Genomic DNA, 25,916 nt, shown 5'->3' on the forward strand with positions numbered 1-25,916 from the left:
TGCTCCCGATGGCAATGCACCCGCCACCGATAATCTAAGCCCCATAATCAGAACAGTTTTGTGAACAGCCAGTACAGGCTGCCCGACAACACAATCGCCGCAGGCAACGTCAGTACCCAGGCCATCAGCAGGTTGCGGATGGTCTTCATCTGCAACCCTGCGCCATTCGCGACCATGGTGCCGGCCACACCCGACGACAGCACATGGGTGGTCGACACCGGCAACCCATACATATCCGCCGCGCCGATGGTCAGCATCGCTACCATCTCGGCCGAGGCGCCTTGGGCGTACGTCAGGTGGGTTTTGCCGATCTTCTCGCCCACCGTCACCACGATGCGCTTCCAGCCGACCATGGTGCCCAGCCCCAAAGCGATGGCCACGGCGATCTTCACCCACAGCGGAATGAAGCGCGTGGCATTGTCGATCTGCTGCTTGAACAGTTGCAGCTTGCCTTGCGTGTCGGCGTCGAAGTTGCCGACCTTGTCCTTGTCCATCAGGCGAATCGTTTCGCTGGTCAGGTACATGTCGTTACGCACGTTGCCTACCGCCTCGGCAGGCACTTTCGCCAGGGAGCCGTAGCCTTTTACCTCGTCACCGATTTTGCCGGCGAGGGCGGCGAGGGCCGGCACCAGTTCCGGGGTGGGGAGCTTGGTGCGCACGTAGGTCGAAAGAATCGGTCGCGGGTCGCCCTGCAACACGCTTGGCGCGCTTTTCACCAGCGCCACCTGAGTCACTTCGGCCACCGCCGCAAACTGCAATGATTGCTCGGCAGGCATGGTGCGGTTCAGCGCATACGCCATCGGCAGGGTGCCGACCAGAATCAACATGATCAGGCCCATGCCCTTCTGGCCATCGTTGGAGCCGTGCGCAAACGACACGCCGGTGCAGGTGGCAATCAGCATGCCGCGAATCCACCAAGGCGGCGGGGTATCGCCCTTTGGCGCTTTGTACAGCGAGCGGTTTTTCACAAACGCGCGCAGCGCCAGCAACAGCAAGCCGGCAAACACGAAACCGATCAGCGGCGACAGCAGCAGTGCATAACCAATCTTGGTCGCCTGGCCCCAGTCCACACCGCTGGTGCCATCACGCCCGTGCATCAAGGCATTGGCCACGCCGACGCCGATGATCGAGCCGATCAACGTGTGTGACGACGACGCCGGTAACCCCAGCCACCACGTGCCGAGGTTCCACAGGATTGCGGCGATCAGCAGGGCGAAGATCATCGCGAACCCGGCCGATGAACCCACCTGCAAAATCAGCTCGACCGGCAGCAGGGCGATGATGCCGAACGCCACGGCGCCGCTGGACAGCAGCACCCCAAGGAAGTTGAAAAAGCCCGACCATACCACCGCAAAATGCGGCGGCAGCGAGTTGGTGTAAATCACCGTCGCGACCGCGTTGGCGGTGTCGTGGAAACCGTTGACGAACTCAAAGCCCAACGCAATCAACAGCGCCACACCGAGCAACAGAAACGGCGTCCACGTGGTGACCTGAGCGCCCATTTCGTGCACGTCGTGCATCAGGCTGTAGGCGGTAAACAACAGGCCCATGGCAAGCACGGCGAAGAAAACGATCACCGTCACCAGGCTGGGTTTTTTGTCCAGTCGCGGTTTGGGGTCAGTCTGTGACGAGGTGTTGGCGGCAGTCAGGGAAGGGGTGGCCATGCCGGAGCATCCAATGTGATGAGAACGCTATTGATGATCATTGCAAAATGTTACAGAGATGCTGCGGCAGATCAGAGTTTGGTCGATTGAGTGCGCCGTTGGTGCATAAAAGCCCCTCAGGGCTAGCCTCGGAATGCATTCAAAGTGGCTGCTGGCAAGCCAGCCTTTGTGGGAGCCGGGCTTGATCGCGATGCAGGCACCTCGGTGCATCAGGCAGACCGAGTTGATGCTATCGCGAGCAAGCCCGCTCCCACAGGGTCAATAGTCTTTGCGTTTACGGAAGGCCCAGCGCCCGGCGATCACGGTAAACGTTGCGACCAGGGCCACCAGAATCCAAAAGCCTTCCGGGTCTTGCGAGAGCGGTACGCCGCCGACGTTCATGCCGAAAAAACCGGCGATGATATTGATCGGCAACGCCAGCACCGTTACCACCGTAAGCGTAAACAGCGTGCGGTTGCTTTGCTCGTTGAGGTTGGCGGCGATCTCTTCCTGCAACAGTTTTATCCGCTCACCCAGGGCCATCAGGTCGTTGATGATCAGCGCAAACTCCTCGGTGGATTTGCGCAACTCCTTCACGTCTTCCTTTTGCAGCCACTGCGGTGGGCGGTTAAGCAGGCGCAGCAACGAGCCCGGCTCCAGCGCCAGCAGGCGTTGCAGGCGCACCAGCACCCGGCGCGCGGCACCGAGTTCGGCGCGGTTGGTGGACAGGCGCGAGGACAGCAACTGGTCTTCGATTTGGTCGACGCTGATGCTGGTCTTGCGCACGATCTGCGTCAGCACTTCGCCCTGATCACGCAACAAATGCACGAGCAATTCCAGCGGTGAGCGAAAGCGTTCACCGGCTTTCACCGACGAGCGCAACTTATCCACCGAGTGCAAAGGTTGCAGGCGCGCACTCACCAGCAAGCGGCTGCGAGCGCACACCCACAGCGTGGAAATATCCGACGAGACCATGCTGCTGAAGTTGAACACCACGTCATTGACCACCGCCAGCAAGGCCGAATCAACGTGTTCAATACGCGTGGAGCGCGAGCCTTCGTGCAAGGCTTCGAAGAACTCTTCGGGCAATGACAGGTGGGCTTTCATCCAGCGCTCGCAGGCAGCGTGGGCGAGGTTCAGGTGCAGCCACAGGAATTCTTCCGGGTCTTGCGGTCCCTGCAAGGCCGCCAGCGCAGTGGCAGAGTCAATCTGCTCAGCTTTTTCACCGGGGCGAAAACGAAAACCGTAAAGCAGGCCAAACAGATCGGAATCCTGATGGCCGAGGTCGATGCTGTGGTTCATGGAGGCTCGCAGAGAAAGCGCCTGTAGGACGTTTCACAGGTTCGCATCTGCGCATGATTGCAAGGTAATTTGACAATTTTATGACAGTTTTCAATTTATTTTTGTTTGGTGACAATTTATTGACCGCCCGTCAGTAGCCGGTCAAGAAGCCTCTGGCACGGCCGATTCAAGGCATTAAGAACCGGCCTGCGAGACTTCCTCAGCGAGACCTTCAGCCGCTTGCAGCGCAGCGCTACCGACTTGGTCAGCGCCAGCGCTGAGTTGAGTTCGATTGCCGGGCAGATGGCGAGCGGCACCCAGGAGCAATTCAACCGCACCGACCCATCATTCGCCGCCTCGAAACCGACAGCGTGCGCATCGGCAAGGTGCTTGAAGTCCTTCGCGCGATTGCCGAACAGACCAACCTGCTCGCGCTTAATCCCGCCATTGAAGCGGCTCGGGCAGGCGAAGCAGGCCGAGGGTTTGCCGTGGTGGCCGATGAGGTGCGCAGCCTGGCGCAGCGCACGGATGCGGCCAGCGTCAACCTGCGCGGGTTGTCGGGTGAGTTGAACGAGGTGATGGCGCGTTTGGGCGCCTGATCAGGCCGTTGCCAGGGTGAAGCTGAATACCGTGCCGTGCTGCTCGTGGGTGGACACATTCAATTCACCGCCGTGGGCGTTGGCGATCTGCTTGACGATGTATAACCCCAAGCCCAAACCGGCTTGGGGGATACCCGAGACGGTGCGCGCGTAGGGCTCGAATAACCGCGGCAAGGCTTGTTGGCTGATCTGCCCGGCGTTTTTTACCGTCAGTGTGAAGTGGTCGTGCTCGACCAGCGCCGTGACCTCGACGGGGCCGTCCTGGTTGCCGTGGTGGATGGCGTTGGCCACCAGGTTGGAAAGCAACTGCGCAAGCCGTTCGCGGTCACCCTTTACCCCTTGAAGATTGCCGATTTGCGCACGAATCACGCGCTGCGGGTGCACGCTTTGCACCTCGGATACCACGTGCAGCAACGCATCTTGCAGGCCTTGGCAATCGCCCATGTTCAGCGGGATACCGTTGCCCATGCGCCCGCGGGCGAAGTCCAGCACGTCTTCGACCAATTGCGAGGCGCGCCGGCTACTGGCGAGGATATGGCGCACCAGCACTTCCGTTTCCGGGGTTGGGTGTTTGCGCAATAAGCGCTCGGCGCCGAAGTTGATGGCAAACAGCGGGTTGCGCAAATCATGCCCAAGCACGGCAATAAATTGCTCACGCAGCTCGGCGGTGCCGCGTTCTTCGTGCAATTGCGCTTCGGTGTGCTGCGAGGCTTCTTCGGCTTCAATCTGCAGCGAGAGCATTCGCGCAAACGATTCCATGGTCGACAGGATCGTGCTGTTGCGCAGTTGCGCCGGGTTAGGGTCGAGTGCACAAATGGTGCCGAAAAAACGCCCGTCGGTGCGGAACACCGGCACCGAAATATAGCTTTCGAATTTGTACAACCGTGGGGTGTGGTGGTCGCGGTAAATCGGGTCTTCACTGGCCTTGTCGATCACCACGGCCACGTGCGAGCTGCGAATTTCGTGGCAAATAGTGGTGGTCAGGTCCAGCTCACCGCCAATGCCCAAGCCGAAGTCCAGGTTGTCGAGCACTGCGCACGCCGTCCAGTGTTTGTCCGTCACCCGCGCCACAGCGGCAAAGCGCAGGCCGGTCATGTCACTGATCACCTTGAGCATCGCGGGTACGGCACTGATGCGGCCAATGGTGGCGATGTCGGCGGCTTTTTGCTCCATGCAGTCAATCTCGGTACGCAAGGGGGTGAGCGTTGTGCCCAGGCCAATGCGGGGGATTTTAACGATCTTGCGCGCACCGCGTGTAATTTCATTCTGTGTATGCAGGCATTTCCTGCGGATAGCCGACGAGCGCCCATAAAAAAACCGCGCCACTCTAATAGAGGGCGCGGTTTTTTGTTAAGTCGACTCAGGTGTCCAGTTTGTCTTCCAGCACTGCGCCCGTTTTGGCGTCGAGCTTCACTTCAAACCTTTTACCAGTGGTGTCGGTGAGGTCGACTTCGTAAACCAGTACGCCGTTTTTGTGGTCCAGCTCGGTATCGTTAATGGTGGCGCCGGCGTGTTTGGCCAAGGCAGCGGCGTTGAGCTGTTCGAATGGCTTTACGGCGCCGGATTTGAGCAGGCCCTCGATCTGGTCCGGACGAACATCAGCCTGGGCAAGGCCGGCGGTCAGGGTCAGAGCGGTAGCGGCGAACAGTGCGGTCAGGGTTTTCATGGTGTGTGTCCTTCTGGGTTAGCTGTTTAAGTGGCGCCAGATTAACCGGCGCAACTTAACTCATCCTTAATGGCTCACTGACACCAATGGCCAACTCACTCAGTAACCATTGTCTTTCAGCAGGTCTTGCACACTCGACGACGGCCAGCGCTTGTAGAACTTCAGCAGCTCGGCGGCGCGGTTGGTGAAGATGCCATCGACGCCAGCCTTCATCACCTTTTCAAAGTCCACCGGCTCATCCACGGTATACACGTGCACCAGCAGGCCTTTGTCGTGGGTCAGCTTGTTCATCTCAGGCTTGACCAGGTCGGTGTAGCTCTGGTCGCCATGGTTAGTCAGCTCGGCCGATGGGCCAGTGCCGATGGCGCCGAGGCTCTTGGCTTCATCGACCCATTTTTCGAATTCGGCGGCATCTTTCGGCTCTTGCTTGGCGTAGTAAGCGGCTTTGCTGGTTTCGCCGGACTCAGCGAAGGTTTGCGCAGACTTCGGCTCGATACTGCCCGGCCCGACCCACAGCAGCAGGATTTTCGGGGTGTTGGGCATTTCTTTCTGCAGTTCTTTCAAGCTGTCTTTTTCAAACGTCTGCAGTACCACGCGGCCCCTGCCTTGGCCCACGCCGGTGTTGCTCTTGCCCAGCTTGGAGCCGGCGGAGCTCAACCAGCCTTTATCCAGCAGCTTGTTTTTCAGGTCGGCTTCGATGCCCGGGAATTGCTTGGGCTCCTTGGTCTCGATGTACAGGCCGGGTTTGTGCTGCGGGTTGCCCTCGGCGATCTTGATGATTTCATCCAGGCTCTGAATTTTCAGGCCCACAAACCCAGGGCGGGCGCGATCCGGGTAGGCGGCGTTGAACCAACTGCCGGCGTCCAGGGTGCGCAATTCGGCCCAGGTAAACTCGGTGGCCGGAGCGTCTTTGCGCTCGGGGAACTTGGTGGCGACGTCGGTGGTGCGTTGCAGGTTGTTGTCATGGAGGGCGAACAGCACGCCGTCCTTGCTGCGCTGCAAGTCCATTTCCAGGTAGTCGGCACCCAAGTCGCGTGCGAGCTTGTAGGACGCGGCGGTGGATTCGGGGGCATCAAAAGAAGCGCCACGGTGAGCGATGACGGCAGGGTACGGAATGCCTTCGTTTGTCGCCAATTCAGCCGGGCTGATCGGGCCTTCAGCCTGGGCCTGGCCGAAGCCGAGCATCAGGGCGAGCAGCAAGGCGCTCTTGGTAAACGTGGCAGGCATATGCGAAGTCCTTTCGTGGAGGTGACTTTGAGAAGGCATCCTTTTTAACAATTGATTGCGAAAGGCGCTATCACCAAACCGACATTAACGTGCGCACGGGGCATTTTTGTGGCTCTTTTGTGCTGCATTGCCGTATTCTCGGCCGAATCAGCCCCGTCAGAGGGCAGTCATCTGTGCCACGCGTGTAAACCATCTTTCCAGTCCCTGTGGGACTTTTCAGTGAGGTTGACCATGCGTATCACGTCCGAACTTATCTGCCAGGCCGCCGACCAACTCCACGGTTTTGTCGGCCTGAACCGCAAGAGCGGTCACTACATCGTGCGTTTCAGCGAAGACGCCTTCGGCATGGATGTCGCCGATGACGGCATCATCCCCACGGCTGAATTTGTCTGGCTACCTGCCACCGGCAATACCATGATTCTTTCGCGCGAGCGCCTGCAGTTGCTGCTGGACCAAAATATCGACGATCGCATCAACATCACCGAGCCGTTACGGGTGTACATGCGCCGGGTGGAGATTGCGCAGATCAGTGCGGTGCGTAGTTTGGTCAGCTAATTTTGCCGCGAGCCGGTGTGTTGAGGCGGGCGTGTTGTGCAGAGCCCGCTCGCCACAGCAAGCCCGTTTCCCACAACAAGACTGCTGCCGCCAGGGTGATCACTGGCTGGCGAAGGCGTAGGCCCGCTCCACCTTGCACACCCGCGTTTGAAACGCTGAATACCACAGCGCACGCCCTTGCTCGCGCACCGCTTGATGCTCGGCGTCCTGCCTCCACGCCAGAATCGCCGCCTCGCTGCTCCAGTACGACACGGTAATCCCCAGGCCGTCTTCGCGTGCCGACTCCACCCCGAGAAACCCCGGTTGTTCACGCGCAAGTTCCAGCATGCGCGCGGCCGCCTCAGCATAGCCTTGATCGCCTTCAGTGCGCACTGAGCTGAAAATCACCGCGTAGTAAGGTGGGGCGGGTGTGTTGGCGATCATCGAGACACTTCCTGGCAGGCGTTTAACAGTGCAATGGCCAACGGCGGCGTTATACCGTTGAGCGCAGCGCGTTCGGGTTGGAACAGCGTGGCGACGAAAAACGGGTGGTCGAGCAGTTCGACTGCGCGCAGATCGCCGGCCGAGTCATGGCCGCAGGCAATCAGCTCGCCTTCGAGCAACGTGCCTGCAAACTCACGGTTTATGCCGTAACGGCAGCGATAGCCTTCCTGAACATCCAGGCTGCCGTAAGCGTCGGCGATGCGTGTGTACGGCGCCAAACGCACGGTGTCGGTCGCCTCTACCAAGGCGCAACTGAGCGGCGCGATCACCGCGCGTTTAGCCTCGGGGGCCAGTTCGCCGTGTTCGGCATCCGCCCAGCCCAGCACGTTGCGGGCATATTCCAGTACCGCGTGTTGAAAACCGCCGCATGTACCGAGGAACGGGCGTCGTTGCTCGCGGGCAAAACGGATCGCCCGCAGTGCGCCATCGGTGTCGCGGTACGGGCTGGCGGGCACGCACCAGAAGCCATCGAACGCCTGCAGTTGGGTGGTGGGGGTGAGCGAGTCGGTGTCCAACCATTGCACCTGAACGCTCAGGGCCAGCACTTCGGCCGCCTGCTGCAGCGCCACCGGAATGGCCTGGTGCGCGACAACATCAGGGTTGTAGTCGCCGATCAGGGCGAGCTGTAGAGCGGGGGTTTTCATCGAGTACGTCCCATGGCTTGTGGTGTGCTGGTGCGCACTATAGATTGGCGTTCACGCAATCAATATTGGCGTTTACCCATATGCTCAATGCAGCAACGCACTATCAAATCGACTACGCAGACCTCTCGCTGATTCTGGCACTGGTGCGCGGCGGCAGCCTGGCGCGCGCGGCGGCGCTATTGCGGGTGGATGTGTCGACGGTGTTTCGTGCGGTGCGGCGCCTGGAGGCGGCGCTTGGCCAGACACTCTTTGAAAAAAGCCGTGCTGGCTACCTGCCCACCAGCTTGGCGAGCAACTTGGCGCAGCAGGCCGAACACGCGGAACAAGCCTTGGAGGCCGCGCGCATCGGTGTGGAGCAGGGCGGTGAAGTGATCAGCGGCACCGTGCGCCTGACCTGCACCGACTCGGTGTTGCAAGGCCTGTTGCTGCCGGCCCTGACGCAGTTCATGCCCGAGTACCCGGCGCTGACCCTGGAACTGAGCACCTCGAATGATTTCGCCAACCTCAGCCGTCGCGATGCGGACATCGCCCTGCGCCTGACCAAAACACCGCCGGAGCATCTTGTAGGCCGTTGCCTGGGCACAGTGGCGTATCAGGTGTTTGCCAGTGCAGATTTTGCGCGGCGCAACGCAGGCCGCGAGTTGGCCGAGCTGGCCTGGATCGCGCCGGATGACTTCCTGCCCGATCATCCCAGCGTGGCCTGGCGCCGCGAGCACCTGCCGGGTGTACGCCCCAGTTATCGCTGCAACAGCATGTTGTCGGTCGCCGAATTGGTGCGGGCAGGGCTGGGCGTTGCGGCGCTGCCGGATTTTCTATTGGCGGATGGCTTGCAGCCGCTGAGCCCCGCACTGCGCGGGCACGACACGGCGCTGTGGTTGCTGACGCGCCCGGATTGCCGTGCGCTGCGGTCGGTGGTGACACTGTTTGACGAGCTGGGCCGGCACCTGCGACTACCCTGACAAACCCTTTCACCCGCCAGCTGCTTTTTGCGGCTGGCGCGGTCACTCAAGGTTTGCGCATGAATTGCTCGTGCATTTCGCCGGTCAGCCTCTCGATACGCTCGGTAAGCTGCTTGGTCATTTCCGTCAGGCGGGTGTTTTGCTCGAGTAATTCCAACAGTTGCTGGGTGGTCTGTTCGGCTTGGGCCTGGCGTTCGGTGTTGGCGACGGCCAGCGCCTCGCGGTGTTGCGCATCGGCGTCGGACTGCGCCTTGTCGCGCGCGGCCTGACGCGTCTGGGCCAGCAGGATCAGCGGCGCGGCGTACGCCGATTGCAGGCTGAAGGCCAGGTTGAGCAGGATGAACGGGTACACGTCAAAGTGAGTAACGCCAGTGACGTTCAACACCACCCACAGCAGCACGATGGCGGTTTGCGCACCGAGAAAGGTCGGCGTACCAAAGAACCGGGCGAAAGCTTCGGCCTTGAGCGCAAAGGTGTCGCTGCCGAAGGTCGGCGCCAGGTGGGCATGGCGTCGATGAAAACGCAGGGGGTCGACGGGTGCGGCTTCTGGTTTGTCTGGGGTCATGGCGGGCTCGAATGCGGGGCAAAAGACAACCAGCACTATAGACCGAGCCCTCCGGCCAGGCACATGAAGATCGGGTCAGCGGCTGCCGCGCTCACGCGGAATGCGCGACCAGGTTATCGCTGACATTCACCCGGTTGCGGCCAGTGTCCTTGGCCACGTACAGCGCGCGATCCGCAGCGTTCAGCCACATGGCGGCATTGTTGAAGACGGGTTGAAAGTCCGCCAGGCCAATGCTCAAGCTGACGCGCAATTCTGGAACTTGCGGGTCGCGATAGTTACTGAAGTTTTCGCGCAGGCGCTCCATCACTTGCGCGGCGGCAGGCAGGCGCATTTGCGGAAGAATCACACAGAACTCGTCGCCCCCGTAGCGCCCGGCCAAGTCGTTTTCGCGCAGGTGTTGACGCAGTTCCAGGCTCAATTGGCGCAGTACCGCGTCACCGACGATATGGCCATAGGTGTCGTTGATCTGCTTGAAGTGATCAATATCGATCAGGGCGATCGTGGCGTGGCTGTGTTGCTGCCGGCACTTGTGGAACTTGAGGCTCAGCAGGTCTTTCCACGAGCCATTGTTGAGCAGGCCGGTCAGGCTGTCGACGCGGCTCAGGGCGCTGAGCGCGCGTTTATGTTCCGACAGTTTGATCGCCAACTGATAACAGACCATACCGATGGCCATCGGATAAAGCGTCAGTATCGGCAGGCACGTGTAGACCTGAGCAAGGCTGACGTTGGGGTTGAAGGTGATCCCGAACAACGCCCACGCCATGCCGATACCGGCGGCCTGCGCCAGCAGCCCGCGCAGGAACAAGCGTTTGCCGCCGGCCGCGACGTTGTTCATGGCCGTCATCGACAGCAGGGTTACCGCCGTCAGGGGCGCGAACTGCGCGGCCGCTGCCCAAAAGCCGCAAAATAATGAATCGTAGAGCAGGTTGCGCTGTTCGGCCTGGTAGGGAAATGGCGAGCGTATGGACAGCTGGAAGGCCACATGAGCCCACGCATAGCCATTGAATATCAGCAGCGCCCAGACCCAGCCGGGCATCGCCAATGGGTAAAGGGCGCCCATGACACTGATACAGCCGATACCCAGGCCGATGATCCTTGGCGTGTAGATGCGCCTGGCAAATGAAAGCCCTTTGCCTAGTTTGTTTTCCATAGTGTTCTGGGTCAGCTCTTTTTCGCAGATACAACAGCGTTCATCAGCGGTTAAAACCGCGATCGGCCTTTAATGGTCAATATTGTCAGTTATTCGCGCAGGAATAATCAGTGTCCTTCCGGGCCATTTACACAGTACAACCTGCGAGTAGGCCAAAAACGACCGGGAATGTCGTGGATACAACAGCGCGTCAGTGCGGGCGGGGAGTGCTGACTTCGTAGCCGGCCAGGAACAGGTCGATGGCCGACTCGATAACGTTGGCCTGGCTGGCGGCGTCGAGCACAGGTTGGCCCAAGGTGATCTGGGGCCAGAAGGCGAACGCTTTGAGCAGGCTTTGTATCTGGTGCGCCGCGAAAGCCGGATCGGTGCAGCACAGGCGGCCATCCTCGTGGGCGGCGCGTACCCACTGGGTGAAACCCTCTTCGCGTTTACTCAGTCGGTTGACCATGTTCTGCGCGCGTTCCGGTGAATGGATGGTGGCGGCAATCGCGACACGGGCCAGGTCGAGGAAATTGGCGTCCGACATCATTTGCATCTTCGCCTGCAGCAAGCCGCGCAATTGGTCGCGCAGCGGGCGGTCGCTGGCGTAGCTCACGTCCAGTTGCGCAACGCTGCTGGCCCACAACTGGTGGAGGATTTCGGCAAACAACTCTTCCTTGCTCGGGAAGTGGTTGTACACCGTACGTTTGGAAACGCCGGCGGTGGAGGCGATTTTGTCCATGCTGGTGACCTCGAACCCGTTAACCCGAAACTCGGCGATAGCCGCTGCCACGATGGCTTCGCGTTTGCGGTCGGTGAGGCGTAGTGGGGCAGTCATGGATAACATTCGGCTCTAAAGGCAAATTACACTCGGTAGTTTACTTGCTCCGGGTTTTGTTGCAATCTAGAAACTACACTGTGCAGTGTAATTTATACGCGCAGTGTAATTTATGAGCGGACCGTAGGAGTCACCCGGTAATGGCCACGATTTCAAACCGTCTCGCCCGCAAGCCCACCGTGCGCAAACCCGCTGAGCGCGAGCAAGGGCACTTCACCAACGATGCCCCGGTGGAGCACGGTGGTGTTGGCAAGACGTTGCGTATTTTCTGGAACATGCTTTTCAACAAACCGCGCAGTACGCGGCCGGTGGGCAAAATCCCGGTGCAACCGCTGACGCGCGAGCAACTGTTGGCCGCGCCTGATCACAGCGTATTCCGCCTGGGGCATTCGACCGTACTGCTGAAAATGCGCGGTAAATTCTGGGTGACCGACCCGGTGTTTGCCGAGCGCGCTTCACCGTTCAGTTGGGCCGGGCCCAAGCGTTTCCACGCGCCGCCCATCAGCCTCGAAGACCTTCCGCCATTGGAAGCCGTGATTCTTTCGCACAATCACTATGACCATCTTGACCGCCAGGCCGTGGTCCAACTGGCCGATAAAACCCGTTACTTTCTGGCCCCGCTTGGCGTAGGCGACACCTTGGTCAAATGGGGCGTGGACGCCAGCAAAGTACGCCAACTGGATTGGTGGGAAGGCACTGAGGTCGATGGCATTCGTTTTACCGCCACACCGGCCCAGCATTTTTCCGGGCGTGGCTTGTTTGACGGCAACCAGAGCCTATGGTGTTCGTGGGTGATGATCGACGGCGCGCGGCGGATTTTTTTCAGCGGTGACACGGGTTATTTCGATGGCTTCAAACGTATCGGCGAACAGTACGGGCCGTTTGACCTGACGCTGATGGAAACAGGTGCTTACAACGTCGACTGGCCGCATGTACACATGCAGCCGGAGCAAACCCTGCAAGCGCATATCGACCTCAAAGGCCGCTGGCTGCTGCCGATTCACAACGGCACTTTCGACCTGGCGTTCCACGCGTGGCACGAGCCGTTCGACCGCATCATGGCCCTGGCGTGGGAGCGCAACGTGTCGATCACCACGCCGCGATGGGGCAGGCGTTCAGTTTGAGCCTGCCTGAACGTGGGCATGCTTGGTGGTTGGACGTAGAAACCGAGAGCGCAACGGAACACGCCGCAGGCTAGTCTTGGGCATGCTGCGAAAAAAGGAGTTTTCAGCGTGTTTCAGGCCTACGACAAACCTCGGATGAGAGTGCGATGATCCCGTGAAAGTTATTCTCGGGGTGCAGTTCAGGTGGAAAAAGAGTGTAGGAAGTATTGGCAATCAGGTATGCCCTGTCACCAAGGGGCTTCATTGCCATTGACGGGGTCGGACGCAGCGCCGTCCCAAGCCGATAAAGCGCGCCAGGGCGGTATCGTCTTTGCTGGCGAGCACCATGGAGGCGTCGTTCCAATTCCCGGCTACAACGCGTTGCCTCCCTTGATGAGGTCCGCACGTGACCCGTCCTTGTTACTCAACGCCTTGAGCGGTATCGACCCCACAGGCCCGGTGATGGTGGAAGTGCCCTTGGTGCTGAATAACACCACCTTCACCGCGACCCAATTGTTCTCGGGGTGGCGAATCGGTTTCGCTGACCGCTATGTATGCAGCGGTCAGGGCAGCCCTGCTTACCACAGCGCTGCCATGCGCCGAGCCTTCGACATCCTGCGCCAGGCCGGTGCGCGATTGGTGCCGGTCAACGCTCAACGCGCGCATGGCAGCGTTCAATTCACGCCGAACAGTCGTAATGAAATCGATGAGCTAGTGGCCGAGCATCTTCTGGACGCCTTGATGTCTGACGGCAAGAGCGCCGCGTTTCATGGTGCTTGCCGAAGCGGTCATGCCTCTCTTTGCGACACGTTGGAGGATGGCACGCAGCTCTGGTTTTATGGCCCATCCTGGTCACGTGATACGTTGCCCACCTTATTGGATATGTATCGACGGATCAGCGCGTGTGCGCCCAATTAACTGAGCAACGCGTAGAAGCTGCGTGCGCACGGTTTACACTCACTGCCATGGAGGGACCGCCATGGCCTGTAAAATCCACATCCTCGGCGCGGCAGGTGCCGGCACCACGACGCTGGGCAAGGCCTTGGCCGAGCACCTGAACGTTGCTTATTTCGACTCGGACGACTTTTACTGGCAGCACACCGTGCAGCCGTTCACCGTCGCCCGGCTGCGCGATGAACGCACCCGCCTGTTGCTGGCACAAACTGCCGGCCTTGAAGGCTGGGTGTTGTCCGGCTCACTGTGCGGCTGGGGCGATGCCATGATCGAGCAGTTCACCCAAGTGGTGTTTTTGCGTGTAGAGCCGCACGTGCGCCTGCACCGTCTGCGCCAGCGGGAAGTGCAACGCTACGGCGACCAGATTCTGCAAGGCGGCAGCCGCCATGAAAACAGCGTGGCCTTCCTCGCATGGGCGGCGCGCTACGATTGCGGCAACCACAGCCTGCGCAGCTTGCGTCGGCATGAAAGCTGGTTGAAGCCGCTGACCTGCCCGGTGATCCGGCTGGACGCTACGCACCATTCGGCTGAGGCGTTGGTGACTCAAGTGATGCGCTTGTTGAGTTCATCAACCGCGAGATGATGCCTTGTGCGGCCGGTTCTGCAGGCGCTGCGTCGAACCTGCGCGCACTCATGCCCCAACCCGGCGCGAACCCCGGAAAAAACACCAGTCCTTCAGCCTCCAACCGAAACGCCAACGCCAACCGGGTGTCATCATCCACATCGCCCTGGCTTTCGAAGCGTTGCAGCGCTTCTACCGCCACGCCAGCCTGGCTGGCCAGGTTTTCACGGCTCCAGCCCAGCATCGCGCGGGCCTGCACACTGTGCTTGGCGGTAAATTGATGCAGGACGATCTGCTGTTCTACGAAAGAGCTCATTGCCAGAGAGTGCATGGGTGTTCTCCAGGTTCGACGGGGGAGGGCAAACTATACTGTGTTTTTGTACAGTTGTTTTGACCGCTCATCAACTGGATGTATTTTTTGCGCGCACGGCTTGCGCTACCCGTGATCTGCCTGCAACCCCGGGGCCTCCCGAATGATCAGGTGGTCCAAGTTCTCGATATTCGCGCTGAACACCCCGAACGTCTGCTCGGGGTTCTTTTGGCTCGGCACCTGTTTCAGCTCCGGCGTTACGCCGTAAAAGAAGCAATACAACACCCGTTCACTGCCCGCTGCGGCCTTGATCTGCTCCAGGAAGGCGCTGCGCTTGCGATAGTTCTCGATGAGCTTTTTGCTCAAGTAAACGTTGACCGAATAGGGCTTTTTGTCGAGCCATACCTTTTTTTCGAAGTCGATGCGAAAGCTGCTGGTGTAGTCCTTGATCGCTTTGATTTTGCCCCAGTAGATCAGGCCCTTGTTGTCTTGCAGGTATTCGATTTTCTTGAAAAACGTCCAGTAGGTAGCGCTGTGGTCGCCGATCTTCAGCGGCATGCGTTTGAGTGTGTCCTTGTCGTCAATATTCGACACATAACATTCCACCGGGTGGGCGAACACGCTGGTTTTGTCCGGCGTGGCGTCGCTGCTGGTGTGGGCCGTGGCGGCACGCTTCGAAGGCGCTTGCGGCGGGGCTTGTGAGACGTTGCCCTCGGTGCCTGCCAGAGGCGGTTTACGTGGGTACTCACGCCGTGTGAGCAAAAATTCCGAGGGGAAATTGTCCTCGCGCTCGTCGTCATTTTCAGCGCTCGCGGCCTTGTGCGTGCTGGCATAGCGGCAGCCGTCGATATGCCGAGTGCTGGTCTTGTTCTTGAAGTGGGGCGTGCGCAGGTAATTGACGTTTTTCGCGTTGAACGTGCTCAGCACATTGCCCGTATCGAACGCCGCACGGCAGGCATCGTTGGGGCACAGGAAGCTGTCCTTGTCGGAATCGAACGGGTTGGTTTCGTCGAAATTCAAGTCTCGTACGTCGTAGATCGACAGCTTTTCATCGAGACTCAGGCTGTACGCCGTGTCGAATTTCATAGGGCTCGGGTCCGTGAGATACGTAGCTGGATATTACCCAAATATCCGCGGTGATGGAGATCGAAAAATGTGGGAGGGGGCTTGCTCCCGATAGCGGTGGTTCAGCCGGCAAATGGGCTGATTGACACGCCCTCATCGGGAGCAAGCCCCCTCTCACATTAGAGAGGCGGTATTGCAGACACGCGGCGGCCACTCAGGAAGCACAAGGTGCCGCCCACCGCCGTGAGTGCACCCAGCGCATAGAACATGCTGGTGGGCGCAGCGTTTATCAGCAGGTAACCGCAAATCATCGGGCTCAGCGCCCCACCAAAGGCGGCCAGGTTCTGCGCGCCGTAGTAACTGCCGCGCAGTGCATCGGGTGCGAGGGTGTCGATAAACAGGAATTCCGACGGGTAGATGATCATCTCGCCCAAGGTGAACACGAACATCGCTACGCACCAACTGACCAGGCTGTGGGCCTGGCTGAACCCGATCAGCCCGGCAATAAACAGCAAACTGCCGAGCACGATCCAGTAACGCAATTGCTCGCGCTTGAGAAAACGGCCGATCTGGTACTGCAGCACAATCACCGTGATCGCATTGCACGCCAGCACCGCAGACAAGATTTTCAGTGCCTGCTCAGGCCGGTAGGCCACCAGCAAAAACTGCGACAGGTACAGCGTATAGCGCCCATGAACAATGGTGCTTAACAGGCTGCCGCAGGTGAACAAAATCAGCGTGCGGTCGCTGCGCAAGGTGCGCAAGGTGCTGAGAAAACTCAACGGCGTATAGCTGCTATCGCGTTGGGTGGGCGCGATGCCGATCATCAGGAACAGGCTGCCAAATGCAATGGCACTGGCGATCAGGAAGGGCGCCTGCGGCAAGTGCCCGGCGATCACCACGCCGAGCATCGGGCCGGTGGCGTAGCCGACGTTGGTCAGGGTATAGCGCAACGAAAACACTTTGGCGCGATCACCCACCGGCAAGTTCTCGCTGATGATGGCCTTGGAGCCAATCAGGAACAGCGCCGACGCGGCTTCGGTGATCACCAGCGTCAGCGTGGTGAGGTAGAGGTTGCTGGCAAAGGTCAGCAACAAAAAACCGATCGAGCTGGAGAGCATGGCCAGGATCAGCAACATGCGTTTTTCCAAGCGGTCGATGATGTAGCCGCCGTAGAGGCCGAGCAATGTGGCGATGAACACGGCGAGGCCCATCAACAAGCCGATGTCTTGCTGGTTGAGGCCAAGGCGTGTGCTCAGCCACAGCGCCAGCAACGGGCTGGTCATCGCGCGGCTGACCACCACGGTCACCGAGCAAATCATCAGGCGGCGGATTACCAGCGAATAGGTGGCCACGGTGGCTCTAATTTCCTTATTAGTTTCCAAGACAATACAGATCAAAATATGAGCACAGCTCGACTGTGGGAGGGGGCTTGGTCCCAATAGCGGTGGGTCAGATAACCCAATACTGCCTGGCTTGCCGCCCTCGCAGGCAAGCCAGCTCCCACCTTTAGAATCGTATTACTGGCCGGCGTTAATGCTGACTTTTGCCACCGCACCTTGCTCCAGGTCCCAATTCTTCAGGATCTTGCCGTACGTTCCATCATCAATCATGCCCTGCAACGCCTCGCTGATCGCCGCGACCAACGCCGTGTTGCTCTTTTCAATCCCCAGCCCGGTGAACTGTTTGGAAATCGCCAGGCCCACCGGCTTGTACTTGCCCTTGTCCAACGACATCAAATAAGGAATCGTCTCGCTGCCCTGCATCGCCGCGTCCAGGCGGTTTTGCTGCAACTGCGCCCGCGCATCCGCCGAGCCTTCAGTGCCGATTACCACGATTGCCGGCTTACCCGCCGCTTCGCAGTTTTCCTTGCTCCACGCGGCAATTTCCGACGGCCACGTAGTACGGCGGCTGGTGCCGACTTTTTTACCGCACAGGTCAGTCAACTCCTTGAGTTCTTCACGCTTGGCCAGGGTGTACAACTGCGGGCCACTGGTGAAGTAGTCGACAAAGGTCACCGACTTTTGCCGCTCGGCGGTGTCGGTCATGCCCGACAGAACGATGTCGACGCGCTTGGTGGTGAGGCCGCTGAGCATCTGCTCGAAGCCGGTTTCCTGCCACTTGATCTTCACGCCCAGGCGCTCGGCCAAGGCGTTGCCCAAATCAAAGTCCAGGCCAGTGAGCTTGTTGGTGGCGGTGTCCTTGAAATCCATCGGCGGGTAGTTCGGCACGATGGCCGCGCTGATCTCGCCCTTGTCCTTGATGGCCGCCGGCAACGCCGCAAACACACAGGTGGAGGCTATCAGGCCTGCGAGCAAGGTTGGGATAAACATCTTTTTCATGGGGGCGTTCTCGTTAGTTTTTTAGTTAAGTGCGAACGGCAGAAATAAAGCTTTGGGTACGCGGATTTTGTGGGCTTATTAGAATTTCTTCCGGGCTGCCGGCTTCCACAATCTGGCCGGCATCCATAAACACCATGCGGTTGGAGACTTCGCGGGCGAAGCCCAACTCATGCGTGACCACGATCATGGTCATGCCGGTGCTGGCCAAATCGCGCATCACCGACAGCACTTCGCCTACCAGTTCCGGGTCGAGGGCTGACGTGGGTTCGTCGAATAACATCAGCTTGGGGCGCATCGCCAACGCGCGGGCAATCGCCACGCGCTGTTGCTGGCCGCCCGACAACTCCACCGGGTAGGCATTGCGTTTATCCGCAAGGCCGACACGCGCGAGCAACTCCAGCGCGTCCTCGATGGCTTCCTTGGGCGAGCGCTTGAGCACCTGGCACGGGCCTTCGATGATGTTTTGCAACACGGTCATGTGCGGGAACAAATTGAAGCGCTGAAACACCATGCCGGTGGCCAGGCGCTGGCGTGCTATCTGCGCTTCATTCATCTCATGCAGCTTGTTGCCGACCACCCGGTAACCGACCAGTTCGCCGTCGACCCACAGGCCGCCCTTGTCGATTTTTTCCAGCTGATTGACGCAGCGCAGCAGCGTACTTTTACCCGAGCCGGACGGGCCAATGATGCACATGACTTCGCCTTGCTCGACCTCGATATTGATGTCGCGCAACGCGTGATACTCGTCGTAATACTTGTTCAGGTTGACGGCCTTGACGATGCTTCTCATGGGGCAAATCTCCTCAAGCCACGCTTACGAACGCTTGCCGGCGCCGCGGGCAAAACGACGCTCAAGGCGGCTTTGACCAAATGAAAGAACAGTCACCACCGCCAGGTACCAAATACCGGCAACCATCAGCAATTCCATGACGCGGGCGTTGGCGTAGTAGATGTTTTGCGCGTTGTGCAGCAGCTCCGAGTACTGGATGACACTCGCCAGGCTGGTCATTTTCACCATGCTGATGAACTCGTTGCCCACAGGCGGAATAATCACGCGCATGGCTTGCGGCAGAATAATCCGGCGCAGCGCTTGCAAACTCGGCATGCCGATGGACTTGGCGGCTTCGTATTGGCCGGTGTCCACCGACAGCAACCCGGCGCGCACCACCTCGGCGGTGTACGCGCCCTGGTTGATACTCAAGCCGAGCAGGGCGGCCACAAACGGCGTCATCAGGTCGACCGTGTCGAGGCTGAACAGACCCGGAATCGCGATCACCGGAAAAATCAGCGCCAGGTTGAACCACAACAGCAGTTGCAAAATCAGCGGCGTGCCACGAAACAGCCAGGTGTAGGTAATCGCCACATAGCGCAGGATCGGGTTAGCCGACATGCGCATGATCGCCGTGATCACGCCGATCACCACCCCCAACGCCATGGCCAAAATCGACATGATGATGGTGTTCACCAGGCCCCAGATGATCGCCTCAGAGGTGAGGAACTGGCCGATGTAGGCCCATTCGATCTGGCCATTGGCAAACGCGCGCAACAACGCGGCCAGGGCGATCACGATTAACGTGGCAAAAAACATCCGCCCGTAATAGCGACGCGGCACATGCTCGTACTGCGTAATGTCAAACTGGTTCTCGGACAACTTGCGCTCGGCTTGCAAGCGCTCGGCCGGGGTTTGGTTCATGGTGCTACTCCACTGCTGTACTCGATCCAACTGTTAAAACACGGTCCAAATGTGGGAGCTGTCTTGCCTGCGAAAGCGCCAGCAAACTCACCACAAAGGCCCAGGTTTAAATCCGAAACCCCTGATAACTCTCAGCCCATCTCTGCTGCTCAGCCAAAGCAGTCTTCAACCGCCCAATTTGCTCGCGAACCCGTTCCGGCGCCGTCCCGCCCCACCCACTGCGCGCCGCAATCGCCGCTTCCAATGTCAGGCAGTCCCGCACCTCAGGCAATAACCGAGCATCCACCTCAGCCAACATCGCCGGCGAGGCTTCCCACAACTCAATCTCATGCTTCTCACAGGCCTGCACCAGTGCGCCGGTAATCTCGTGCGCCTCTTTGAACGGCACGCCACGCATGGCCAACCAATCCGCCACCTCCGTCGCCAAGGTGAAACCCATCGGCGCCTGACGCCGCAGCTCCTCCACCTGCACCTTCATCGTCGCGACCATCCCGGCCATCGCAGGCAGCACCAGCAGCAAGGTGTCCACGCTGTCCAGCACGCTGTGCTTGTCTTCACTCAAATCGCGGTTGTACGACAGCGGCAACGATTTGAGCGTCGACATCAACCCGGTCAGGTTGCCGATCAAACGCCCAGCCTTGCCCCGCGCCAGTTCGGCAATGTCCGGGTTCTTCTTCTGCGGCATGATCGAGCTGCCGGTGGCGTAGGCATCATCCAACTGCACCCAGCGAAACTGGCGTGACGACCACAGGCAAAACTCCTCCGACAGCCGCGAAATATTCACCCCGAGCATGCCCGCCACAAACAAAAATTCCGCTACATGGTCGCGGCTGGCGACGGCGTCAATCGAATTTTCACACGGCCCGGTGTAGCCCATTTCCTGGGCTGAATGCTCCGGCTGGCGCGCAATCGCTGAACCGGCCATCGCCGCCGCACCCAAGGGCGACAACGCCGTACGCGCATCCCAATCCACCAACCGCTGCACATCGCGCAACATCGACTGCGCGTGCGCCAGCAAGTGATGGGCGAACACGATAGGTTGCGCCTGCTGCAAGTGGGTAAAGCCCGGGCAGACGCTGTCGATGTGCTGCTCAGCCTGCGCCACCAACGCTTGCTGCAAACCCAACACCTCACTGGTGATGGTGCGCGCGTGGTCACGCAGGAACAGCCGCAGGTCATTCGCCGTCTGGTCGTTGCGCGAACGCCCGGCGCGCAACTTGCCGCCCAAGGCGCCCAGGCGCTCGGTCAATACGCGTTCGATAAAGGTGTGCACGTCCTCGTCATCCAGGGTTGGATGCAGGCGGCCGGCGGCGAAGTCCTCGCCGATACGGTCCAGCGCTTCGAGGGTACGCAAGGTTTCCGACTCATCCAGCACACCGGCGCGCTGCAACTCACGGGCGTGGGCTCGGGAGCCCGCCAGGTCGTAAGGCGTCAGGCGAAAATAGCGCTCAGGGCAACGCGACAAGGCGGCCAGCGCGGCAGACGGGCCGCTTTTGAAGCGAGCGCCCCAAAGGCGGTCGGTGGGCTGAGACATAGGTGTTCCTCACGCTTGTTTTTAGGAGAGTCGGAGGCAGTTGAAGCAGAAAGGAATCGCAGTTGAACCAGTGTCTGACGCGCTGGGTTCAAGATTGCCAAGGGCCGATGTTTAAGTTCATTATCGCCGCCTGGCTATGTTCAAGGACTGGGTTTAAGCCTGTTGAATATGGCACTTGAGGTCAACGCGTATTATGGAAACCCCACTTTCCACTTCTGGAAACATGCCGCCAAAACCCGGCACACGACCACCTCTGCAACTGAGCGGCCTGGACTTTAAATTGCTCCGGGTATTTATGGCCGTGGTCGAAGCGGGCGGTTTCAGCGCCGCACAAAACGAGCTGAATGTGGGCCTGGCCGCCATCAGCAAACAGATCTCCGACCTCGAAATTCGCATCGGCATGCGCCTGTGTACGCGGGGCAGGGAGGGCTTTGCGCTGACCGAAGAAGGCAAGTTGGTGTATCAAGCGTCCATCGAGTTATTTACCTCGGTAGACAGTTTTCGCGACAAGCTTAGTTCGGCACAAAACGAACTCATCGGCGACCTGAGTGTGGGCGTTATTGATAACACCGTTTCCGACGTTAATTCGCCGTTAGTGGCTGCACTGGGGAAGCTACATAGCCAATCGCCAAAAATCAGACTGCGTTTACACGCGTCCCAGTTGGACGAAGTTGAACGCGGTGTGGTGGAAGGCCGCCTGATCGTCGGCATCGTCCCCGTGTACCAGCGCCGCGAAGAATTCGACTACTTCCCGCTGTACGAAGAAAAGGCCCACGCCTACTGCGCCGTAGGGCACCCATTGTTTAACGCCAGCGACATCACGCCCGACCTGTTGCGCCGCCATGAAGCGGTGAACCACCGGTACGCGATTCATCCCGACAAAACCCACTTCGTCACCTGTGACAGCCAGTCTGCCTCGGCCTCGCAAGTCGAAGCCGTCGCCATCCTGCTACTCACTGGCCGCTTCTTCGGCTTCCTGCCCGAGCACTACGCCGCGCCTTTGGTAAGGGAAGGGCGCCTGCGCGTGCTGTGCCCGGAACGCGTTCACTTGAGTACCGCGTTTAACTTGATCCTGCGCCACAACGCGCCGCGCAGCCCACTGGTAAAAGCCTTCGCGACGGCCTTGGGTGTAGACCTGAAAGCCACACCATAAACCGCGCTCGCAGGCGTTGCAGATCAAGGTTGAGATACACGAAAGTTAAACGTCCTACATACCTGTCGTACGCCATAAAGCGAACCGTCTGATATTTCCGTAGCGCCCGTTTTCGTATGGTGAGGCCCTGAAATAAACAAGGCGTTTATCTAATGGCTAACCACGGCTACATGAGCATCAGCGGCGCGGTACAAGGTCTGATTTCGGCAGGTTGCTCGACCACGGCCTCCATCGGCAATAAATGCCAGGACGGGCATCGTGATGAGATTATGGTGTTGTCGTTCCAACACAATATGGCCAACAGAGGCAATTTAAGAGGGCCAGCTCACGGCCCGGTAGTCATCACTAAAAATATCGACAAATCATCCCCCTTGCTGGCCGTCGCGCTGGCAAACAGGGAAGAACTGGACTGCCTGATTCATTTCTACCGAACCTCCAGTTTCGGCCAGCAAGAAAAGTACTACACGGTCGACATTCGCGGGTGCATCGTCGCCGACCTCATCCTTGACGTGCCCTATGCCCTACTGCAAAACGACATGGACGCTCAGGAGCATGTCGCGCTGCGTTACCGTGAAATTCTTTGGACACATCACCAGGCAGGCACAAGCGGTTATGCCGCCTGGGATGTCGCGCAGTGACGCGCAACACCGCACTTGAAGGCCCGACATCTCATGACACCTGGACGGTAAGCCAAACCGCCGCCTATTTAACTAATCAGGCCTGTTTGATCAGTGCCAGGCATATCAGTGACGGCATTGTCAGGCTGCAATTCAATCGGGAAGTCGCCTATTACGCCCGTGGCATTGTTAAAGACGTAGAGGAAGGGCGCAAAACGGCTGAGCAAGGGTTGCAGGACATCAAAGACGAGCAATCACACCTTTTGCACCAGTCTTGGCAAATTGCCAGGAAAGGCATAGGGCTGGTTGCCGGTGGGCTCCAACTGGCAACGGGAGCCGGGGTTTGTTATGCATCCGTCGGTACGCTGTGCGCGTTTGTAGGCGTACCGATCATGGCGCACGGTGCCAATAATATGTATGAAAACGGACGAAATTTAATTCAAGCACGTAGCAATACCACAGGCCCCGTACGGCAAGGCTATCACTTGGCCGTTAAGGCGTTGGGGTATGGCGAGGATGAAGCAGACATTCTCTACGGCGGTGTCGATATTGCCATGTCTATTTATAGCCTGAGCCGCTTGTGATCAAGCCGGATGCGTGGCGATTATTTAGATACCTGCCCTCGGACAAAGTACGCGCCTATCGAACTATGAGCGGGTCGTCGTTGGGTATAGAGTCTATTATCAATGCTGACACAGCCGCGCAAATGCATGAGCGAATGCCCGAATGATTGTCGTCGGTGCTTTTTTTTATGTGTTAGGAGGTGCCGCGCTGTGCTATTACTTTAAGTACAGGTTTTCGAAGCCGCGCTTGCGTAATTACACGTTGTACTTTTGCCTGATCGTGAATGGTTTTTTTGTCATCAGCTATATTCGGGTGATTGAACGTGGTGATTTCTTGTACAGGTGGCATAGGCCGGACCTATTGGTGCAATACCCAATATTAGGCTGGTTCGCCCTGACTGGAATAATACTTCATGCGTTCGCCTTACCCATAGACAGAAAGCTGGGTAAGGGAAATCAGTAGGCTGGGCTTTAAACGATTCGTTCAGGCATCGACCCGACCGAATCATCTCAGGGCGCACAACCTTGCCAACTTTCAGTGCCTGCGAATCTGCCTACGTCGCTTCTTCGCATTCTACGGCGGTGTCGATATTGCCATGTCTATTTATAGTTTGAGCCCGCTTGTGATCAAGCCGGATGCGTGGCGATTATTTAGATACCTGCCCTCGGACAAAGTACCCGCCTATCGAACAATGAGGGGATCGTCGTTGCGCATAGAGGCTTCTATCGATACTAAAACAGCCGCGCAAATGTATAAGCGAATCCCTGAATGATCGTTGTCGGTGCTTTTTTGTATGTGTTAGGCGGCGCTGCACTGGCGTACTACTTTATGTACAGGTTTTCGGGGCCGCGCTTGAGTAATTTACAACTGTACTTTTGCCTGATCGTGAATGGCTTTTTCTTCATCAGCTATATGCGACTGATTGAACATGGTGATTTTGTGTACGTATGGCGTAGGCCGGATCTGTTGATGCAATACCCAATATTAAACTGGTTCGCCCTGGCTGGAATAATACTTCATGCGTTCGCCTTACCCATAGACAGAAAGCTGGGTAAGGGCAATCAGTAGGCTGGGCTTTAAACGATTCGTTCAGGCATCGACCCGAACGAATCATCTCAGGCCGTTCAAGCTTGCTAACCTTCAGTGCCTGCGAGTCTGCTTACGTCGCTTCTTCACATTCTACGGCGGTGTCGATATTGCCATGTCTATTTATACTATGAGCTGGCTTGTGATCAAATCGACTGCATGGCGATTGTTTAGATACCTGCCCTCGGGCAAAGTACGCGCCTATCAAAAAGTGATCGGAGCGTCGTTGGGTATAGAAGCTTCTATCGATGCTGAAACAGCCACGCAAATGTATAAGCGAATGCCCCAATGATCGTCGTTGGTGCTTTTTTGTATGTGTTAGGGGGTGCCGCACTGGGCTACTACTTTAAATACAGGCTTTCGGGGCCACGCTTGAATAACTTCAAGTTGTGTTTTTGCCTGATCGTGAATGGTTTTTTTATCATCAGCTATGTTCAGCTGATTGAGCGTGGTGTTTTTGTGTACAGGTGGCATAGGCCGGACCTGTTGATGCAATACCCAATATTAGGCTGGCTCGCCATGGCTGGAATCATAGTTCAGGGGTTCGCCTTACCCATTGGCGGAAAGCAGGGTGAACGCAGTCCGTAAACCTGGCTTTAAACGATTCGTTCAGGTATCAATCCGAACGAATCGTCTCAGGCCGTTAAACCTTGCCAACCCTCAGTGCCTGCGAATCTGCTTACGCCGCTTCTTCGCATGGAAATGCCGAAAATGCGCATCCTGCGCCGCCGCCAATAACTCGCGGTCACCGCGCGTATCGCCCCAGGCCCGAAGCCGGTAGTCCCCGAGGTCGCCATACACCGCCTCAAGCCGCAGCACCTTGTTCTCGCACCGGCAATTATTCCCGGTGAGTTTGCCGGTCAACACGCCGTCGACCACCTCAAGCTCAGTGCCAATCAACTTGATGCCCAGCCGATTCGCAAACGGCTGCAACACCAACGCCGGCGACGCCGAACACAACGTCACCTCCGCCCCGGAGCCCAACTCCTGCTCCACCGACAGCACGCCCGCCGGGCGCATCAGCCGCGCCCAATTCTTCTGGCAATACTCCTCGGCCTTCTGCTGCACCCACGCCTTCTCCACCCCGGTCATAAAGGTGCGGATCAACTGCGCCTTCAACTCATCCCGGCTCATGCGCCGCAACAAAAAGCGCAGCCCCGGCACCGCCAGCTTGACCATCCGGCCATAGAACTCGCCGGTGCCAAAGGCGAATTTGAGGAAGGGCACGAAACTGTCGTGGTGGGTCAGGGTGCCGTCGAAGTCAAAGACGGAGAGTACTTTGGCATCAGCGGGGCCGGTTTCGAGCATGTCTGGGTTCACGGGTGGCCTCGGTCCTATCTAGTA

29 protein-coding genes and 2 pseudogenes are annotated in these 25,916 nt (G+C 58.6%); 13 read left to right on the plus strand and 18 right to left on the minus strand.

Annotated elements, in window-relative coordinates; all coding sequences use genetic code 11:
• Positions 1-47: 47 nt before the first annotated feature.
• Complete coding sequence (locus F0169_RS01995; protein WP_152745297.1) at positions 48-1,664, minus strand: inorganic phosphate transporter; 1,617 nt, start codon at positions 1,662-1,664, stop codon at positions 48-50.
• A gap of 258 nt (positions 1,665-1,922) precedes the next feature.
• Positions 1,923-2,945 carry a transporter gene (locus F0169_RS02000; protein ID WP_152745298.1) on the minus strand — a complete coding sequence of 341 codons (1,023 nt, stop codon included), beginning with the start codon at positions 2,943-2,945 and terminating at the stop codon, positions 1,923-1,925.
• A gap of 159 nt (positions 2,946-3,104) precedes the next feature.
• Here F0169_RS02000 and F0169_RS28240 point away from each other — a divergent pair.
• Positions 3,105-3,472: pseudogene (locus F0169_RS28240) on the plus strand (methyl-accepting chemotaxis protein); the annotation flags it as partial.
• Between the two features lie 51 nt (positions 3,473-3,523).
• Here the strand turns inward: F0169_RS28240 and F0169_RS02010 are convergent.
• From F0169_RS02010 to F0169_RS02020, 3 genes are all read right to left on the minus strand, one after another.
• Positions 3,524-4,696 carry a GAF domain-containing sensor histidine kinase gene (locus F0169_RS02010; protein WP_152745321.1) on the minus strand — a complete coding sequence of 391 codons (1,173 nt, stop codon included), beginning with the start codon at positions 4,694-4,696 and terminating at the stop codon, positions 3,524-3,526.
• Between the two features lie 187 nt (positions 4,697-4,883).
• The gene (locus tag F0169_RS02015; RefSeq protein ID WP_058415317.1) at positions 4,884-5,189 is read right to left on the minus strand and encodes a PepSY domain-containing protein; all 306 of its coding nucleotides are present in this window, start codon (positions 5,187-5,189) and stop codon (positions 4,884-4,886) included.
• Between the two features lie 99 nt (positions 5,190-5,288).
• Positions 5,289-6,416 (minus strand): glycerophosphodiester phosphodiesterase, encoded by a 1,128-nt coding sequence (locus F0169_RS02020; protein WP_122251432.1) that lies wholly within the window; start codon positions 6,414-6,416, stop codon positions 5,289-5,291.
• A gap of 231 nt (positions 6,417-6,647) precedes the next feature.
• Here F0169_RS02020 and F0169_RS02025 point away from each other — a divergent pair, with 231 nt between their 5' ends.
• Positions 6,648-6,971 (plus strand): DUF2025 family protein, encoded by a 324-nt coding sequence (locus tag F0169_RS02025; protein WP_099236867.1) that lies wholly within the window; start codon positions 6,648-6,650, stop codon positions 6,969-6,971.
• Positions 6,972-7,070: 99 nt separating this feature from the next.
• Here F0169_RS02025 and F0169_RS02030 read toward each other — a convergent pair whose 3' ends face one another.
• Entirely contained in the window at positions 7,071-7,394 is a 324-nt protein-coding gene (locus F0169_RS02030) for an antibiotic biosynthesis monooxygenase family protein (protein ID WP_122251433.1), read from the minus strand.
• Positions 7,391-8,098, minus strand: a complete 708-nt coding sequence (locus F0169_RS02035; protein ID WP_152745299.1) for a CTP synthase C-terminal region-related (seleno)protein — start codon at positions 8,096-8,098, stop codon at positions 7,391-7,393. The genes F0169_RS02030 and F0169_RS02035 overlap by 4 nt, the downstream gene beginning before the upstream one ends.
• 80 nt (positions 8,099-8,178) lie before the next feature.
• Between F0169_RS02035 and F0169_RS02040 the strand changes: the two genes are divergently transcribed.
• Positions 8,179-9,057, plus strand: a complete 879-nt coding sequence (locus F0169_RS02040) for a LysR family transcriptional regulator (RefSeq protein WP_152745300.1) — start codon at positions 8,179-8,181, stop codon at positions 9,055-9,057.
• 46 nt (positions 9,058-9,103) lie between these two features.
• Here F0169_RS02040 and F0169_RS02045 read toward each other — a convergent pair whose 3' ends face one another.
• The 3 genes from F0169_RS02045 to F0169_RS02055 all read right to left on the minus strand — a co-directional run bounded on the left by F0169_RS02045 (position 9,104) and on the right by F0169_RS02055 (position 11,589).
• Positions 9,104-9,622 (minus strand): DUF1003 domain-containing protein, encoded by a 519-nt coding sequence (locus F0169_RS02045; protein WP_152745301.1) that lies wholly within the window; start codon positions 9,620-9,622, stop codon positions 9,104-9,106.
• A 91-nt stretch (positions 9,623-9,713) separates the two neighbouring features.
• On the minus strand, positions 9,714-10,772 hold the full coding sequence (locus F0169_RS02050; RefSeq protein ID WP_152745302.1) for a diguanylate cyclase: 1,059 nt from the start codon (positions 10,770-10,772) through the stop codon (positions 9,714-9,716).
• Positions 10,773-10,962: 190 nt separating this feature from the next.
• Entirely contained in the window at positions 10,963-11,589 is a 627-nt protein-coding gene (locus F0169_RS02055) for a TetR/AcrR family transcriptional regulator (RefSeq protein ID WP_058415325.1), read from the minus strand.
• A gap of 140 nt (positions 11,590-11,729) precedes the next feature.
• Here F0169_RS02055 and F0169_RS02060 point away from each other — a divergent pair.
• From F0169_RS02060 to F0169_RS02070, 3 genes and pseudogenes are all read left to right on the plus strand, one after another.
• Positions 11,730-12,787 (plus strand): annotated as a pseudogene (locus F0169_RS02060) (MBL fold metallo-hydrolase).
• 298 nt (positions 12,788-13,085) lie between these two features.
• The gene (locus F0169_RS02065) at positions 13,086-13,610 is read left to right on the plus strand and encodes a hypothetical protein (RefSeq protein ID WP_241679031.1); all 525 of its coding nucleotides are present in this window, start codon (positions 13,086-13,088) and stop codon (positions 13,608-13,610) included.
• A 61-nt stretch (positions 13,611-13,671) separates the two neighbouring features.
• The gene (locus tag F0169_RS02070; RefSeq protein ID WP_152745303.1) at positions 13,672-14,229 is read left to right on the plus strand and encodes an AAA family ATPase; all 558 of its coding nucleotides are present in this window, start codon (positions 13,672-13,674) and stop codon (positions 14,227-14,229) included.
• Here F0169_RS02070 and F0169_RS02075 read toward each other — a convergent pair.
• The 7 genes from F0169_RS02075 to argH form a co-directional block, all read right to left on the minus strand.
• Positions 14,159-14,539: a helix-turn-helix domain-containing protein gene (locus F0169_RS02075; protein ID WP_122251438.1), complete on the minus strand. Its 381-nt coding sequence runs from the start codon at positions 14,537-14,539 to the stop codon at positions 14,159-14,161. The two genes, F0169_RS02070 and F0169_RS02075, sit on opposite strands and share 71 nt — an antisense overlap.
• Before the next feature lie 105 nt (positions 14,540-14,644).
• Positions 14,645-15,604 carry a hypothetical protein gene (locus F0169_RS02080; protein WP_152745304.1) on the minus strand — a complete coding sequence of 320 codons (960 nt, stop codon included), beginning with the start codon at positions 15,602-15,604 and terminating at the stop codon, positions 14,645-14,647.
• A gap of 158 nt (positions 15,605-15,762) precedes the next feature.
• Positions 15,763-16,938: an MFS transporter gene (locus F0169_RS02085; RefSeq protein WP_172979302.1), complete on the minus strand. Its 1,176-nt coding sequence runs from the start codon at positions 16,936-16,938 to the stop codon at positions 15,763-15,765.
• 165 nt (positions 16,939-17,103) lie between these two features.
• Complete coding sequence (locus tag F0169_RS02090; RefSeq protein WP_152745305.1) at positions 17,104-17,925, minus strand: ABC transporter substrate-binding protein; 822 nt, start codon at positions 17,923-17,925, stop codon at positions 17,104-17,106.
• 25 nt (positions 17,926-17,950) lie between these two features.
• Positions 17,951-18,715 (minus strand): amino acid ABC transporter ATP-binding protein, encoded by a 765-nt coding sequence (locus tag F0169_RS02095; RefSeq protein ID WP_122251441.1) that lies wholly within the window; start codon positions 18,713-18,715, stop codon positions 17,951-17,953.
• A 24-nt stretch (positions 18,716-18,739) separates the two neighbouring features.
• Positions 18,740-19,618, minus strand: a complete 879-nt coding sequence (locus F0169_RS02100; RefSeq protein WP_058415332.1) for an amino acid ABC transporter permease — start codon at positions 19,616-19,618, stop codon at positions 18,740-18,742.
• Positions 19,619-19,724: 106 nt separating this feature from the next.
• On the minus strand, positions 19,725-21,152 hold the full coding sequence (argH, locus tag F0169_RS02105; RefSeq protein ID WP_152745306.1) for an argininosuccinate lyase: 1,428 nt from the start codon (positions 21,150-21,152) through the stop codon (positions 19,725-19,727).
• Between the two features lie 193 nt (positions 21,153-21,345).
• Here argH and F0169_RS02110 point away from each other — a divergent pair, with 193 nt between their 5' ends.
• The 7 genes from F0169_RS02110 (at position 21,346) to F0169_RS02140 (ending at position 25,160) form a co-directional block, all read left to right on the plus strand.
• Positions 21,346-22,305 (plus strand): LysR family transcriptional regulator, encoded by a 960-nt coding sequence (locus F0169_RS02110; protein WP_058415334.1) that lies wholly within the window; start codon positions 21,346-21,348, stop codon positions 22,303-22,305.
• Between the two features lie 152 nt (positions 22,306-22,457).
• Entirely contained in the window at positions 22,458-22,943 is a 486-nt protein-coding gene (locus tag F0169_RS02115) for an Hcp family type VI secretion system effector (RefSeq protein WP_058415335.1), read from the plus strand.
• Positions 22,940-23,506: a DUF4225 domain-containing protein gene (locus F0169_RS02120; protein ID WP_341869079.1), complete on the plus strand. Its 567-nt coding sequence runs from the start codon at positions 22,940-22,942 to the stop codon at positions 23,504-23,506. The genes F0169_RS02115 and F0169_RS02120 overlap by 4 nt, the downstream gene beginning before the upstream one ends.
• Before the next feature lie 527 nt (positions 23,507-24,033).
• Entirely contained in the window at positions 24,034-24,258 is a 225-nt protein-coding gene (locus tag F0169_RS02125; RefSeq protein WP_341869080.1) for a DUF4225 domain-containing protein, read from the plus strand.
• Entirely contained in the window at positions 24,255-24,554 is a 300-nt protein-coding gene (locus tag F0169_RS02130; RefSeq protein WP_152745308.1) for a hypothetical protein, read from the plus strand. The genes F0169_RS02125 and F0169_RS02130 overlap by 4 nt, the downstream gene beginning before the upstream one ends.
• A gap of 79 nt (positions 24,555-24,633) precedes the next feature.
• A complete protein-coding gene (locus tag F0169_RS28245) occupies positions 24,634-24,864 on the plus strand; it encodes a DUF4225 domain-containing protein (protein ID WP_425274271.1) in 231 nt (76 codons plus the stop codon).
• Complete coding sequence (locus F0169_RS02140; protein ID WP_152745310.1) at positions 24,861-25,160, plus strand: hypothetical protein; 300 nt, start codon at positions 24,861-24,863, stop codon at positions 25,158-25,160. Before F0169_RS28245 ends, F0169_RS02140 begins: the two co-directional genes overlap by 4 nt.
• A gap of 72 nt (positions 25,161-25,232) precedes the next feature.
• On the opposite strand, the gene F0169_RS02145 is transcribed toward F0169_RS02140, so the two are convergent.
• Positions 25,233-25,880 carry an HAD-IB family hydrolase gene (locus tag F0169_RS02145; protein ID WP_152745324.1) on the minus strand — a complete coding sequence of 216 codons (648 nt, stop codon included), beginning with the start codon at positions 25,878-25,880 and terminating at the stop codon, positions 25,233-25,235.
• Positions 25,881-25,916: the final 36 nt, after the last annotated feature.

The sequence above is a fragment of the Pseudomonas kitaguniensis genome (genome assembly GCF_009296165.1).
Lineage (GTDB): Bacteria > Pseudomonadota > Gammaproteobacteria > Pseudomonadales > Pseudomonadaceae > Aquipseudomonas > Aquipseudomonas kitaguniensis.